Below are 13,867 nucleotides of genomic sequence, written 5' to 3' on the forward strand. Positions count from 1 at the left end.
ATGCCCGACCAGGGACCGCGGGTCAAGCGGTTATCGAACAGGCCGTCAGGGCTGCCGACAGAAGCCGACAGTCTGTGCCTCTCTCTTGCGAGCTCTCAATTGAAGGCGATCAGCAGGTCCTTGGCATCGATCTGGTCGCCGGCCTTGACCAGCACCTCGGCGACCGTGCCGTCACGCTCGGCATGCAGCGCCGTTTCCATCTTCATCGCTTCGATGGAGAGCAGCACGTCGCCGGCCTTGACGGCCTGGCCGGCGGCCACCGCGAGCGCCGAGACGACGCCCGGCATCGGCGCTCCGACATGCGCCTCGTTGCCGGGTTCGGCCTTGCGCCTTGCCTTGGCGGCGGACGCGCCATGCGCCCGGTCGGGCACCTTGACGCGGCGCGGCTGGCCGTTGAGTTCGAAGAACACGGTGACCATGCCCTTGTCGTCCACGTCGCCGATCGCCTGGCAGCGCACGACCAGCGTCTTGCCCTTCTCGATGTCGACGAACACCTCGTCTTCGGGCTTCATGCCGTAGAAATAGGTCGGCGTCGGCAGCACGCTGACGGGACCGTAGGTTTCCTGCGCGGCCGCGAAGTCCGAGAAGACCTTCGGATACATCAGCCAGGAAGCGAACTCGTATTCGCTGAGCTTGCGCTCGAGCTTCCGTTCGATCTCCTTGCGGCTGGCCTTGAGGTCTGCCGGCTTCAGCAGCGAGCCCGGCCGCGCCGTGATCGGCCTGTCGCCCTTCAGCACTTTCTTCTGCAGCGCCTGCGGCCAGCCGCCAGGCGACTGGCCGAGATCGCCGCGCAGCATCGAGACGACCGAGTCCGGGAAGGCGATGTCCCTCGCCGGGTTCTCGACGTCGGCGACGGTGAGATCCTGGCTGACCATCATCAGCGCCATGTCGCCGACCACCTTGGACGACGGGGTCACCTTGACGATGTCGCCGAACATCAGATTGACGTCGTGATAGGTCTGCGCCACCTCGTGCCAGCGCGTCTCCAGCCCAAGCGAACGCGCCTGTTCCTTGAGGTTCGTGAACTGTCCGCCCGGCATCTCGTGCAGGTAAACTTCGGACGCCGGCCCCTTGAGGTCGCTTTCGAAGGCGGCATACTGGTTGCGCACCGCTTCCCAATAGAAGGAGATCCTCCGGATCCATTGCGGGTCGAGCCCGGGATCGCGCTCGGTGCCCTTCAGCGCCTCGACGATAGAGCCGAGGCAGGGCTGCGAGGTATTGCCGGAGAACGCATCCATCGCCGCGTCGATGGCGTCGACGCCGCTCTCTACCGCCGCCAGAACCGTTGCCGCTGAGAGCCCCGATGTATCGTGTGTGTGGAAATGGATGGGCAGGTCTGTCGCTTCGCGCAGCGCCTTGAACAGCACGCGCGCGGCGCTCGGCTTCAACAGCCCGGCCATGTCCTTGACCGCTATGATATGGGCGCCGGCCGCCTCGAGCTCTTTCGCCAGCCCGACATAATATTTCAGGTCGTACTTCGCCCGCGTGGGATCGAGAATATCGCCGGTGTAGCAGATCGCGGCCTCGATCAGCTTGCCCTCGGCGCCGACCGCGTCCATGGCGACGCGCATGTTCTCGACCCAGTTCAGGCAGTCGAACACCCGGAACAGGTCGATGCCGCCTGATGCCGCCTGTTTGACGAAATGCTGCACGACATTGTCGGGATAGTTGGTGTAGCCGACGCCGTTGGCGCCCCGCAGAAGCATCTGCAGCAGGAGGTTGGGCGCCGCCTCGCGTACCAGCGAGAGCCGCTCCCAGGGATCCTCGGTGAGAAAGCGCATGGCGACGTCGAAAGTGGCGCCGCCCCAGCATTCAAGCGAAAGCAACTGCGGCAGGGCACGCGCATAGGTGCCCGCTATGCCGGCGATGTCGTGCGTGCGCACACGCGTCGCCAGCAGGGATTGATGGCCGTCGCGCATCGTCGTGTCGGTGACCAGCACCTCTTTTTGCGTGCGCATCCAGGCGGCGAATTTTTCCGGACCGAGCACGTCAAGCTTCTGCTTGCTGCCGCCGGGCACATTGCCGTTGAGGTAGGGCACCACGGGTGCGGCGGCATCGGCTTTCGGCTGCGGCCGGCCGCGCGTCTCGGGATGGCCGTTGACGCTGACGTCGGCAAGATAGTTGAGCAGCTTCGTGGCGCGGTCCTGGCGCTTGACCTGCTCGAACAGCTCCGGCGTCGTGTCGATGAACTTGGTCGTGTAGGAATTGTCGGCGAAGTTCGGGTGATTGATGATCGCTTCGAGGAAAGTCAGGTTTGTGGCCACGCCGCGGATGCGGAATTCGCGCAGCGCCCGGTTCATGCGTGCGATGGTCTCGGCCGGCGTCGGCGCCCATGCGGTCACCTTTTCCAGCAACGGGTCATAGAAGCGGGTAATAACCGCGCCCGAATAGGCGGTGCCGCCATCGAGGCGGATACCGAAGCCGGTGGCGCCGCGATAGGCAGTGATGCGGCCATAGTCCGGGATGAAATTGTGCTCGGGATCCTCGGTGGTGATGCGGCACTGCAGCGCGTGGCCGTTCAGCCTGATGTCCTTTTGTGCCGGAACGCCCGATTCCGGCGCGCCGATGGCGAAGCCGTCGAGAATGTGGATCTGCGCCTTGACGATGTCGATGCCCGTCACCTGTTCGGTGACGGTGTGCTCGACCTGGATGCGCGGATTGACCTCGATGAAATAGAACTTGCCGGTGTCGGCGTCCTGCAGGAACTCGACCGTGCCGGCGCCGATATAGCTGGTTTCGCGCGCGATCTTCAGCGCATGGCCGCACAGCTCCTGGCGCAGCTCCTCGCTGAGATAGGGCGCGGGCGCCCGCTCGACGACCTTCTGGTTGCGGCGCTGGATCGAGCAGTCGCGCTCGAACAGATGCACCGCATTGCCACTGGTATCGCCCAGGATCTGCACTTCGACATGGCGGGCGCGCTCGATCAGCTTTTCGAGATAGACCTCGTCCTTGCCGAAGGCGGCTTTCGCCTCGCGCTTGCCCTCGGTGACCTCGCGGGCGAGATCGGCCTCGGCACGGATGGCGCGCATGCCGCGGCCGCCGCCGCCCCACGAAGCCTTCAGCATCAGGGGATAGCCGATCTCCGCGGCAAGTTTCTTGACCGCCTCCATGTCGTCCGGCAACGGATCGGTGGCGGGAATGACAGGCACGCCGACCTCGATGGCCAGATTGCGCGCCGCGACCTTGTTGCCAAGCCGGCGCATCGTCTCCGGCTTGGGTCCGATGAAGGTGATCCCGGCTTCGGCACAGGCCTCGGCGAATTCGGGGCTTTCCGAAAGCAGTCCATAGCCGGGGTGGATCGCATCGGCGCCCGACAGCCTGGCGACGCGGATCACCTCCTCGATCGAGAGATAGCTTTCGATCGGCCCCATGTCCTTGTTGAGGTGCGGCCCGCGCCCGACCTGGTAGCTCTCGTCGGCCTTGAAGCGATGCAACGAATATTTGTCCTCCTCGGCCCAGATCGCCACCGTTTTGAGGCCGAGTTCATTGGCCGCGCGAAACACGCGGATGGCGATTTCGGACCGGTTGGCGACGAGGATCTTCGTGATGGCCAAGGACTGGGCTCCAGCAGCGGAAGGGAAGAGCAAGCGGCGCCATGATTAGCGTGAAAATGCTGCAGTGCAAACAAAATTTGACGCGCGTTTAAACCGATTTAAACCCGAGTCTTCGCCTTGAGCGTGGCCCCAAACGGCTGAACATCAGTGGAAAGCCGCCGCTGTCCTCAAAACGAGGATCTTTGCCAGACAATAAACGCGCGATCGCTGCTTCCGCAAAAGAAAATGCCCGGCGCGAGGCGCCGGGCATTCCGTGAAGTCAATTCGGACAGGCTTACATCTTCTGGACGTAGGTGTACTTGCCGTCGTCGCCCTTCTTCCACTCGTACATGACGTAGCCGGGCAGCGTCGGGTCACCCTTGGCGTCGTAGGAGAGGTCGCCGAGCACGGTCTTGAACGGACCCTTCTCATGCAGCGCCTTGGCAACTTCCTGCGGGTCGTTGGACTTGGCAGAGGTGGCTGCCTCGGCGATCGCCTGCATGGCCGCGTAGGCGTAGAGCGTGTAGGCCTCCGGCTCGAAGCCCTGCGCGCGGAACTTCTCGACCAGTTCCTTGTTGGCCGGGATCAGGCGAGGGTCCGGGCCGAACGTGTTGAGTGTGCCCGCGACCGCGTCGCCAGCGATCGAAGCCAGTTCGTTCGACACGATGCCGTCGCCGGAAACCAGCGTCGCCTTGAGGCCCTGGTCGGCCGCCTGGCGGATGATCAGGCCGGCTTCAGTGTGCAGGCCGCCCCAGTAGATGATGGAGACGCCGGCTTCCTTCATCTTGGCGATCAGCGCCGAGAAGTCCTTGTCGCCGACATTGACGCCTTCATACATGACTTCCTTCACGCCCTTGGCGTTCATAGCCTTCTTGGTCTCGTCGGCAAGGCCCTGGCCGTAGGTGGTCTTGTCGTGCACGACGGCGATCTTGGCGTCCTTGAAATTAGCCGCCAGATAACCGCCGGCGATGCCGCCCTGCTGGTCATCGCGTCCGCAGGTGCGGAACACGTTCCACAGGCCGCGCTCGGTGAACTGGGGGTTGGTCGCGGCAGGCGTGATCTCGACGATGCCGTTTTCCGCGTAGACTTCCGACGCCGGAATGGAGACGCCCGAGTTGAAGTGGCCGACCACGAACTTGACGCCGTCGCCGACGAACTTGTTGGCGACCGAGATGCCTTGCTTCGGATCGGAGACGTCGTCGCCGACTTCGAGCTTGATCTGCTCGCCGTTGATGCCGCCCGCCGCATTGATGTCGGCGACCGCCTGCTCCGCGCCCTTCTGCAACTGTGCGCCGAAGGCGGCATTCGGACCCGTGATCGGGCCAGCAACGCCGACCATTAGATCAGCCCACGCATTGCCGCTGAACGCGATCAGCGCGGTCAGGGCGACGGCGGACAAAAGTGATTTTTTCATTTAAACGCTCCCATTAACGGAGTGGGCGTGGATGAAGCTTTCATGCGATGCCCACCCTTATCGCAGAAAGCATAGTTTGCCGATTTTCAGGCACTTGTCACGCCGATTCATCCCCGAAACGGCGTTAATGATGAACGTCAACCTTTCGGTTTCCAGCTCAAGATTGAAGCTCTTTCGTATAGCCAATTATACTGCGTCACCATCTGGTTGGTTCGTGTGTATTGATAGCCGACGAAGCCGAGGATCATCAGTACGATGGTGTCGACGACATAGTAATGCAGCGAGAACATCGTGCCGTTGAACAGCGCGTGATGGATGAAGCGGATGCCGATGCCGAGACCCAGCAGATAAGCGAACAGCTGGACGAAGCTGCGCCAGGTCTGGGCACTGGCCTTGCCGGTCATCCATGCCGCCCAGCCGCCGAGCAGGCAGGTGACGAAGAAGAACTGCCAGATGGACGGTTCCTCGTAGAGAATGCCTTGCATGGTAAGGACTCCTGAACTCAGTGATGGCCGCCTTCGAGATAGGCGGCGCGCACTTCCGGGTTGGCGAGCAGTTCCTTGCCGGTGCCGCTCATGGTCACATTGCCGTTGACCATGACATAGCCGCGCGTCGCCAGCTTCAGCGCGCCGAAGGCGTTCTGCTCGACCAGGAACACGGTCAGCCCCTGCGTGCGGTTCAGCTCGCGAATGGCATCGAAGATCTGTTTGACGATCAGCGGCGCAAGACCGAGCGACGGCTCGTCGAGCAGAAGCAGCTTCGGCCGCGCCATCAGCGCGCGCCCGATCGACAGCATCTGCTGCTCGCCGCCCGACAGCGTGCCGCCGCGCTGGGCGATGCGCTCCTTCAGGCGCGGGAACAGTGCGAACACCTTCTCGACGTCCTCGTCATAGTGCTTGAGGTTGTCGAGGCTGGCGCCCATCTGCAGATTTTCCATCACCGTCATGCGCGGGAAGATGCGCCGGCCTTCCGGCGACTGGGCAATGCGCAAGCGCGCGATCTCGTGCGTTGGCAATTGGGTGATGTCGGCGCCGGCGAAGGTGATGGTGCCCGCGCGGGCGCGCGGCGCTCCAAAAATGGTCATCATCAGCGTCGATTTGCCGGCGCCGTTGGCGCCGATCAGCGCCACGATCTCGCCCTCGTTGACGGTGACGTCGACGCCGTTCAGCGCACGGATGTTGCCGTAATAGGTCTGCACGCCCTTGATATCGAGCAGCGTCTTCCCGGCCATCACTTGCCCCCTCCGCGCTTGGCCCGAACGGGCTTGCCCGCTCCTGTCGCGGGCTTTGCTGCCTGCTTACCGGAAGCATGGCTCGTCGCCACCTTGCCGGCGTCGACGCGGCGCGAGAATTCCGTGTCCTTGCCCTGGCTAAGCAGCCTGGCCTGCTTGACCCATTCTTCGCGGGCGATGCGTCCGTCAAAGGCGAGATACGCTTCGACGGCCTCGACATCGGCCTTCTTCCAAGCGCCGATCTGGTCGAAGTGGAAGATGCCGTGTTCGTTGAGCTTCTTCTCGTTGACCGCGCCGATCCCCTTGATGCGGGTGAGATTGTCGGCTTTGCCGCCGCGGGGCGCCGCCAGGCGGTTCGAGATGCCCGCGGCCTTCGCGGCCGGCGTCTTGGCCCCTGTCTTGACACTCGCCTTGGTGGCCGGCTTCGCCACCGGCTTGGTCCGCGAAGCAGGTGCTGGCGCGACAGCCTTGGCCGCAACGCTCGCCGCCCGCGCATCGACCTGCGCCGCCTTCGAGGCGCCCTTCGACACCGTGATGCGCTCGCCTTCGCTGTGGCCGACCGTGTCGCTCACCGGGCCGGCGAGATAGGACGACGATGTTCCCGGACCATGCGCGGCATCGGGACCGGTATCGAGTTGCTCGATGACGTCCTCGTCGCCGACTTCGGTCAGCACGGTCTCGACCTCCTCATCGTCGACGCCGAGATAGGCGGCGATGACGCGCGGATCGGTGCGCACCGACTGCGGATTGCCGTCGGAGATCTTGCGGCCGTATTCCAGCACCACGACGTGATCGGAGATCTGCATGACCACCGACATGTCGTGCTCGATCAGCAGGATCGAGGTGCCGGTGTTGTTCTTGATGTCCATCAGCAGGTCGTTGAGCGCGGCCGATTCCTTTGGATTGAGACCGGCGGCGGGCTCGTCGAGGCACAAAAGCTCCGGGCCGGTGCACATGGCGCGCGCGATCTCGAGGCGCCGCTGCGCGCCATAGGGCAGGTCGCCGGCCGGATCGTCGGCGCGGTCGACCAGATCGGCTTTCTCAAGCCAGTGCTTGGCAAGTTCGACGGATTCGGCCGAGGCCTTGCGGTAACCGCTGAAGCCGAACAGGCCGAGCACCGTATAGCCCGAAGCCTTCATCAGCTTGTTGTGCTGGGCAACGAGCAGGTTCTCGAGCACCGTCATGCCCGAGAACAGGCGGATGTTCTGGAAGGTGCGCGCCACCTTGGCGCGCGCCGGGATCTCATGGTTGGGCAGCCGTTCGAGCAGGTAGATCGAGCCGTCCTGCCGGGTGAGAGTGATCATGCCTTCCGACGGCTTGTAGAAGCCGGTGATGCAGTTGAACACGGTGGTCTTGCCGGCGCCGTTGGGCCCGATCAGCGCGGTGATCTCGCCGCGCCTGGCGGTGAAGGACAGGTCGCCGATCGCGACCAGGCCGCCGAACTTCATCGACAGGTGTTCGACGTTCAGGATGGCGTCGTTCATGGAGGGGTTCGCGTTCATCAGCCGTGCCCCTCCTTGGTGAAGGAACTGGAGACAGCCCTTCGCACCTTGAGGAAGGCGGTCGGCTCACGGCTGCCGACAAAGCCGCGCGGCTTCCACAGCATGACGATCACCATGGCCATGCCGAACAGCAGCATACGGTAGAGTTCCGGCGTGAAGTCGGGTCCGAAGACCTGCTTGAGGAAGTCGAGTTCGCGCAACACCTCCGTGCCGCCGATCATGACCAGAGCCGCGACGGCAATGCCGACCAGTGATCCCATGCCGCCAAGCACGACGATGGCCAGGATGATGGCCGATTCCAGGAAGACGAAGGATTCGGGGCTGACGAAGCCTTGCCGGGCGGCGAAGAACGAGCCGGCAAAACCGCCGAACATGGCGCCGGTGGCAAAGGCGGTCAGCTTGGTGGTCGTGGTGTTGATGCCGAGTGAGCGGCAGGCGATCTCGTCCTCGCGCAAGGCTTCCCAGGCGCGGCCGACTGGCATGCGCCTCAGCCTGACCGTGACGAAGGCGGTGAGCAGCGCCAGCCCCAGGATGAGGTAATAGAGGAAGATCTTGTAATAGGCGCTCGATGTGGCGATGTTCAGCACCTTGCCGATGTAGTTCGGATCCGAGACGTTGAAGCTCATCAGGCCGAAGAAGGTGACCTTCGGGATGCCGGAAATGCCGGCCGAGCCATTGGTCACCTCGCGCCAGTTGATGATCACCAGCCGGATGATCTCGCCGAAGGCAAGCGTCACGATGGCCAGGTAGTCGCCGCGCAGGCGCAGCACCGGAAAGCCGAGCAGCACGCCCCAGAAGGCGGCCATGGCGCCTGCGGCCGGCAGGAGGATCCAGAAGGAGAGGCCGTAATGCGTGCCGAGCAGCGCATAGGCATAGGCGCCGACGGCATAGAAGGCGACATAGCCGAGGTCGAGCAGGCCGGCCAGACCGACGACGATGTTCAGCCCCCAGGCCAGCATGACATAGATCAGGATCTGGATGCCGAAATTATCGACCCATTTCAGCGACCCTTGCAGCCCGCCGACGAGCGACCACGACATCAGCGACAGCATGCCCACGACAATGATCGGATAGAGCACCAGTGCGGCGATGCCGAGTTTTGTGAAGTTGGCATGGATGAAGCCGCGGAAATAGTAGATCACGCAGGCCAGCGCGTAGATGACCGCAAGGGCGCGCAGGAATTGCAGATAGCCGGCCGGCTCCGCCCCTACCCAGCCGGCGAGAGACCTGCTGAAGACGAACAGCAGCGCCGCGACGATGACGGCCACGATGAAGGCTGGAAAGAGGAAGAAGCGCGACGCCACACTGGCCGGCAGCAAACCGGTGGCGACGTCGGCGATCTTCTGGTTGGCCAAAAAGGGCTGGCCGTAGGCGACATAGAGGAAGCGGCCGACGGCCGTGGCGATAACCACTGCGGCGAGCAGGCCCCAGCGCTGCACCAGGATCAGCTCGTTTGAGATGTTCTGGTCGGTCTTGAGCCCGATGAACAGCACGAACAGGCCGAGCGCGATGGCACCGGCATAGAAGGCCTCGCGCAAGGCGCGCTGCATGGGCGTGGCTGCGACGGTGTCGCGCTCGGGAGATACGGTGACGGCCATGATCTCAGACCTTTTCGACTTCTGGCCGGCCGAGAATGCCGGAAGGCAGGAAGATCAGCACGATAGCCAGGATCGAGAAGGCGGCGACATCCTTGTAGTCGATCGAGAAATAGGCCGACCACATGCTCTCGATGAAGCCGATCAAAAGACCGCCCAGCACCGCGCCCGGCAACGAACCGATGCCGCCCAGCACCGCTGCGGTGAATGCCTTCACGCCGGGCACGAAGCCGTCCGAGAAGGCGATGACGCCGTAATACATCAGGAACAGCGTGCCGGCGACGGCGGCAAGTGCCGCGCCCATGATGAAGGTGATCGAGATGGTGCGGTCGACATCGATGCCGAGCAGCGCCGCCATCTTGCGGTCCTGCTCGCAGGCGCGCTGCGCCCGGCCAAGCGAGGTCTTGTTGACCAGGTACCAGAACAACACCAAGAGCAACGCGGTGACGACGACGATGATGATCTGCTTCAGCGACACGCTGATACCCTCGATGTTGTAGACCTTCGACACCATCGGCGGGATCGGCTTGTTGCGCGGGCCTTGCGTCACCTGCACGAAATTCGACAGCGCGATCGACATGCCGATGGCGGTGATCAGCGGCGCCAGCCGGAACGAGCCGCGCAGCGGCCGGTAGGCCACCTTCTCGATCGTCCAGTTGTAGAGGCTGGTCAGCAGCATCGCCACGATCATCATCACCAACAGCGCGATGACCACGGGAACCGAATAGAACAGGGCGCCCAGGATGAGGAAAACGATCAGCGCCGTGAAAGCGCCCACCATGAAGATATCGCCATGAGCAAAGTTGATCATGCCGATGATGCCGTAGACCATCGTGTAGCCGATCGCGATCAGCCCATAGATCGATCCCAGCGTCAGCCCATTGATAAGCTGCTGGACAAAATACTGCATGTGTACATGGCTCCCCTGGAATGTCGCCCATGCAGACGCATTCCTTTTCGTATTTCCCCTAGTCGTAAGGTTTCGAGACGGGATTGCAACGTCATTTTTTGATCGTCATGCGTGTTTCCGACTGCACGCCGTTCGATTGCCCGTTTTTTCGCACCCGCCCCCTGGACTATCGCGGACCCTATCATTGGCATAACGCAATGTCTTTGACGATTAAGCGTCATCATGCGCTCCATTTCGAAGAAATCGCCGTCAAAATAAGTTGATGAGACGATTCGTTGCGCTCGTGACAGCAATCCTTTTTGTCCTTCCCGACCTTCCGCAGCGTGATGAATCGCCTATTTGACGACGAAGCCGTGCGCGAACGGATCGCGGTCATCGATGAAGATCGTGTTGAGCCCGGTCATGCGCGCCCAGCCGCCGATCGAGGGAATGATCGCCGGCTTGCCTGCGACCGTGACGTCTTTTTCAACCTTGCCCTTGAACAGCGAGCCGATGATCGATTCATGGACGAACGCATCGCCGGCCTTGAGCTTGCCCTTGGCATGGAGCTGCGCCATGCGCGCCGAGGTGCCCGTGCCGCACGGTGAGCGGTCGATCGCCTTGTCGCCGTAGAAGACCGCATTGCGCGCGTCCGCACCCGCCACCGTCGGCTCGCCGGTCCACAGCATGTGCGACAGCCGGTTGATGCCCGGATTCTCCGGATGCACGAATGAGTATTTCTCGTTGAGCCGCTGCCGCACCACCGGGCTCCAGGCGATGAGGTCGCCCGCGGAATGATCAGCCATGTCGCGATAGTTTTTCTGCGGCTCGACGATGGCGTAGAAATTGCCGCCATAGGCGACGTCGACGACGATCTCGCCGAGCCCGGGGCATTCGACCGTCAACCCCTCGGCATGGAGGAAGGAGGGCACGTTGGTGATGCGCACCTCCTCGACATATTCGCCGACCTGTTTGTATTCGGCGATGACCAGGCCGGCCGGTGTGTCGAGCCTGAGCACGCCGGGCGTCTTCGGCTTGATCAGCCCGTGCTCGATGGCCATCGTCACCGTGCCGATGGTGCCGTGGCCGCACATTGGCAGGCAGCCCGAGGTCTCGATGAACAGGATGGCGATGTCGCAATCCTCGCGCGTCGGCGGGTAGAGGATCGAGCCGGACATGACATCGTGGCCGCGCGGCTCGAACATCAGGCCGGTGCGGATCCAGTCATATTCGGCCAGGAAATGCGCGCGCCGCTCCATCATCGTCGAACCCTGGAGCAGCGGGCCGCCGCCGGCGACCAGTCGCACCGGGTTGCCGCAGGTGTGGCCGTCGATGCAGAAGAAGGATTTCCTGGCCATGACGCTCCTCGAAAAATCAAAACCGTTGTGGACTGAAGGGGGCCACGTCGATCGGCGGAGTCTGCCCCAGGACAAGCTCGCGGATCAACCGTCCCGTCGCAGCAGCCTGAGTCAGGCCAAGATGGCCGTGGCCGAAAGCGTAGACCACCGGCCGGCTTCCCGATGCGCGGCCCACGACAGGCAATGAATCCGGCAGCGAGGGACGAAACCCCATCCATTCGCGTCCGCCCGAAGGATCGAGGCCCGGCAGGAAGTCTTGCGCCTTGCGCAGCAGCGCCTTCGAGCGCGCGTAGTTGGGCGGCCGCTCGATGCCGCCGAGCTCGACCGCGCCGCCGATGCGCAGGCCCGTGTCGAGCGGCGTGATCACGAAGCCTTGGCCGGAGAAGATCAGCATCCGCTTCACCTCGAAGGCGGTCTTTGGCAACGTCGTGTTGTAGCCGCGCTCGGTTTCGAGCGGAATGCGGTCGCCGAGCTGCCGCGCCAGCAGATGCGACCAGGCGCCGGCGGTGACGACCAGTTGCCGGGCTTGCCGCGTCGTGCCGTCGGCCAGCGTCAACGTCGCGCCGTTCCCGTCCGCGGCGACGCCGGCGATGCGGGCCTTCTCGAACCGCGCGCCCTTGGATTGCGCATAGTCCCAGATCGCCTTGCCGAGCAGTTTTGGATCGGCGACCGTCTTCCAGCCCGGCACGAACGTGCCCTTGCCGAAACGCGGCGACAGGCCGGGCTGCAGCTCCGCCAGCTCCTCGCCGCCGACATGGCGGAAGCCGATACCGAAGCGCTGGCGCGCCGCCCAGCCGGACAGCGAGGCCTGGAATTCGGCTTCGCTTTCGTAGAGTTCAAGCGAGCCATCCTCGCGCAGCATCCGCCTCGTGCCGGAGCGGTCGAGCAGGCCCATCCATTCGGCCTCGGCGAGCGCCATCATTGCGGCCTGCGCCGCCAGGCCAGCCTCGTAGTGCTTCGCCGAGCCGGCACGCCAGAAGCGGATCAGCCAGGGCAGCAGCTTCGGCAGGTAGGCGGGCGGGATGGCGAGTGGGCCGAGCGGATCGGCCAGCCATTTCGGCAATTGCCGGAGCATGCCCTTGTGCGCCAGTGGCAGCACGTCGGAAAAGGCGAAGGCGGCGGCATTGCCGGAGCTCGTCTCCTCGCAGATGCCGGTGCGGTCGTAGACCGTGACGTTTCGCCCCGCCTCGGCAAGAAACGCCGCCGCGCAGATGCCGATGATGCCGCCGCCGACGATGGCGATATCTATTTCTTCTCCCTGTTCACGGGGAGAAGACGCCCGCAGGGCGGGGCGCCGCCGCGCTTCCATCGATTTGGAACTTCCTGTCACCTCGGCGCCGCCTCTCGGAAGAAAGCCTCAGAACGCCGGTAGTGTCGGCCGCACCGCCAGTGCGTCCTTGACGATCTTCTCGACCGCCTTGCGGCGCTCGCCCGACAGCGGCTGGCGCGGCATGCGGACGCGGTCGTTGGTTTGAATGGCGAACACCTCGGCAAGCTTGATGTTCTGCACCAGATAGGTCGAGACGTCGAGATCAAGCAGCGGCCGGAACCAGCGATAGATGGCGAGCGCCTCTTCGCGGCGGCCCCGCTGCATCAGCTGGTAGATCGCCACCGTCTCGCGCGGGAAGGCGGTGACGAGACCGGCCACCCAGCCGATGGCGCCCACCGACAGCGCCTCGAAAGCGAGATTGTCGACGCCGGTAAACAGGTCGTAGCGGCTGCCCAGGCGATTGATGATCTCGGTCGAGCGCCTGATGTCGTCGGAGGATTCCTTGATGGCGACGAAGCGCTCGTCCGACGCCAGCTCCTCCATCTGGTCGACGGTGACATCCACGCGGTAGGCGAGCCGGTTGGAATAGATCATGACCGGCAAGTCGCCGGCCTCCGCGACGGCGCGCAGCGCCGCCACCGTCTCTTCCGCATTGGTATGGTAGATCGGGCTGGGCACCACCATCAGGCCGTTGGCGCCTTCCTTGGCGGCGCGGCGGGCGATGCTGGCGGCCTCGCGTGTCCCGGCCTCGTTCACCGTCAGCAGCACCGGTTTCTTGCCAGCCACCTTCTGCGCGGTTTTCAGCACTTCAATCTTTTCGTCATGGGACAGCATCGGCCCTTCGCCGAGCGATCCGCAGACGATGATGCCGTCGCAGCCGGCCTCCATCTGCAAGCCGAAGCAGCGCTCCATCTCGGCATGGTCGAGGCGGTCGTCCGTGGTGAATTTAGTCGTGACGGCTGGGAAAACTCCGGTCCACATGGTCATCGCTCCTCTGATATATCAGCCGTATATCTATTAAGAAAGCCGCTGTCAACACGGATTCTCCTATGATATATGCAAAATATATCAGGAG

10 protein-coding genes are annotated in these 13,867 nt (G+C 63.6%); all 10 read right to left on the reverse strand.

Going from position 1 to position 13,867, the window contains the following annotated elements; all coding sequences use genetic code 11:
• Nucleotides 1–95 precede the first annotated feature (95 nt).
• Nucleotides 96–3,554 carry a pyruvate carboxylase gene (gene pyc, locus LB547_RS18715; protein ID WP_140759230.1) on the reverse strand — a complete coding sequence of 1,153 codons (3,459 nt, stop codon included), beginning with the start codon at nucleotides 3,552–3,554 and terminating at the stop codon, nucleotides 96–98.
• A 274-nt stretch (nucleotides 3,555–3,828) separates the two neighbouring features.
• Nucleotides 3,829–4,947: a branched-chain amino acid ABC transporter substrate-binding protein gene (locus LB547_RS18720; RefSeq protein ID WP_140493083.1), complete on the reverse strand. Its 1,119-nt coding sequence runs from the start codon at nucleotides 4,945–4,947 to the stop codon at nucleotides 3,829–3,831.
• Between the two features lie 137 nt (nucleotides 4,948–5,084).
• Nucleotides 5,085–5,432 (reverse strand): DUF6867 family protein, encoded by a 348-nt coding sequence (locus LB547_RS18725; protein WP_140493080.1) that lies wholly within the window; start codon nucleotides 5,430–5,432, stop codon nucleotides 5,085–5,087.
• 17 nt (nucleotides 5,433–5,449) lie between these two features.
• Nucleotides 5,450–6,178, reverse strand: coding sequence for an ABC transporter ATP-binding protein (locus LB547_RS18730; RefSeq protein WP_140493077.1), 729 nt, complete (start codon nucleotides 6,176–6,178; stop codon nucleotides 5,450–5,452).
• Complete coding sequence (locus LB547_RS18735) at nucleotides 6,178–7,680, reverse strand: ATP-binding cassette domain-containing protein (RefSeq protein ID WP_140580111.1); 1,503 nt, start codon at nucleotides 7,678–7,680, stop codon at nucleotides 6,178–6,180. The genes LB547_RS18730 and LB547_RS18735 overlap by 1 nt, the downstream gene beginning before the upstream one ends.
• Nucleotides 7,680–9,230, reverse strand: coding sequence for a high-affinity branched-chain amino acid ABC transporter permease LivM (livM, locus tag LB547_RS18740; RefSeq protein WP_404928016.1), 1,551 nt, complete (start codon nucleotides 9,228–9,230; stop codon nucleotides 7,680–7,682). The genes LB547_RS18735 and livM overlap by 1 nt, the downstream gene beginning before the upstream one ends.
• A 52-nt stretch (nucleotides 9,231–9,282) precedes the next feature.
• Nucleotides 9,283–10,185, reverse strand: coding sequence for a branched-chain amino acid ABC transporter permease (locus tag LB547_RS18745; RefSeq protein WP_140493067.1), 903 nt, complete (start codon nucleotides 10,183–10,185; stop codon nucleotides 9,283–9,285).
• A 335-nt stretch (nucleotides 10,186–10,520) separates the two neighbouring features.
• On the reverse strand, nucleotides 10,521–11,522 hold the full coding sequence (locus LB547_RS18750) for a 4-hydroxyproline epimerase (protein WP_140525023.1): 1,002 nt from the start codon (nucleotides 11,520–11,522) through the stop codon (nucleotides 10,521–10,523).
• Nucleotides 11,523–11,538: 16 nt separating this feature from the next.
• Nucleotides 11,539–12,831: an NAD(P)/FAD-dependent oxidoreductase gene (locus tag LB547_RS18755; protein ID WP_181172085.1), complete on the reverse strand. Its 1,293-nt coding sequence runs from the start codon at nucleotides 12,829–12,831 to the stop codon at nucleotides 11,539–11,541.
• A gap of 48 nt (nucleotides 12,832–12,879) precedes the next feature.
• A complete protein-coding gene (locus LB547_RS18760; protein ID WP_140517527.1) occupies nucleotides 12,880–13,773 on the reverse strand; it encodes a dihydrodipicolinate synthase family protein in 894 nt (297 codons plus the stop codon).
• Nucleotides 13,774–13,867: the final 94 nt, after the last annotated feature.

Source organism: Mesorhizobium sp. B264B1B, assembly GCF_020165765.1.
In the GTDB taxonomy this organism is placed as follows: Bacteria; Pseudomonadota; Alphaproteobacteria; order Rhizobiales; family Rhizobiaceae; genus Mesorhizobium.

Bases quoted from the DNA above. Each gene is read 5' to 3' on its own strand.
- LB547_RS18760 (WP_140517527.1), bottom strand. From the start codon at position 13,773: ATGTGGACCGGAGTTTTCCCAGCCGTCACGACTAAATTCACCACGGAC.
- LB547_RS18750 (WP_140525023.1), bottom strand. From the start codon at position 11,522: ATGGCCAGGAAATCCTTCTTCTGCATCGACGGCCACACCTGCGGCAAC.
- LB547_RS18735 (WP_140580111.1), bottom strand. From the start codon at position 7,680: ATGAACGCGAACCCCTCCATGAACGACGCCATCCTGAACGTCGAACAC.
- LB547_RS18720 (WP_140493083.1), bottom strand. From the start codon at position 4,947: ATGAAAAAATCACTTTTGTCCGCCGTCGCCCTGACCGCGCTGATCGCG.
- LB547_RS18725 (WP_140493080.1), bottom strand. From the start codon at position 5,432: ATGCAAGGCATTCTCTACGAGGAACCGTCCATCTGGCAGTTCTTCTTC.
- LB547_RS18745 (WP_140493067.1), bottom strand. From the start codon at position 10,185: ATGCAGTATTTTGTCCAGCAGCTTATCAATGGGCTGACGCTGGGATCG.
- LB547_RS18730 (WP_140493077.1), bottom strand. From the start codon at position 6,178: ATGGCCGGGAAGACGCTGCTCGATATCAAGGGCGTGCAGACCTATTAC.
- livM (WP_404928016.1), bottom strand. From the start codon at position 9,230: ATGCAGCGCGCCTTGCGCGAGGCCTTCTATGCCGGTGCCATCGCGCTC.
- LB547_RS18755 (WP_181172085.1), bottom strand. From the start codon at position 12,831: ATGGAAGCGCGGCGGCGCCCCGCCCTGCGGGCGTCTTCTCCCCGTGAA.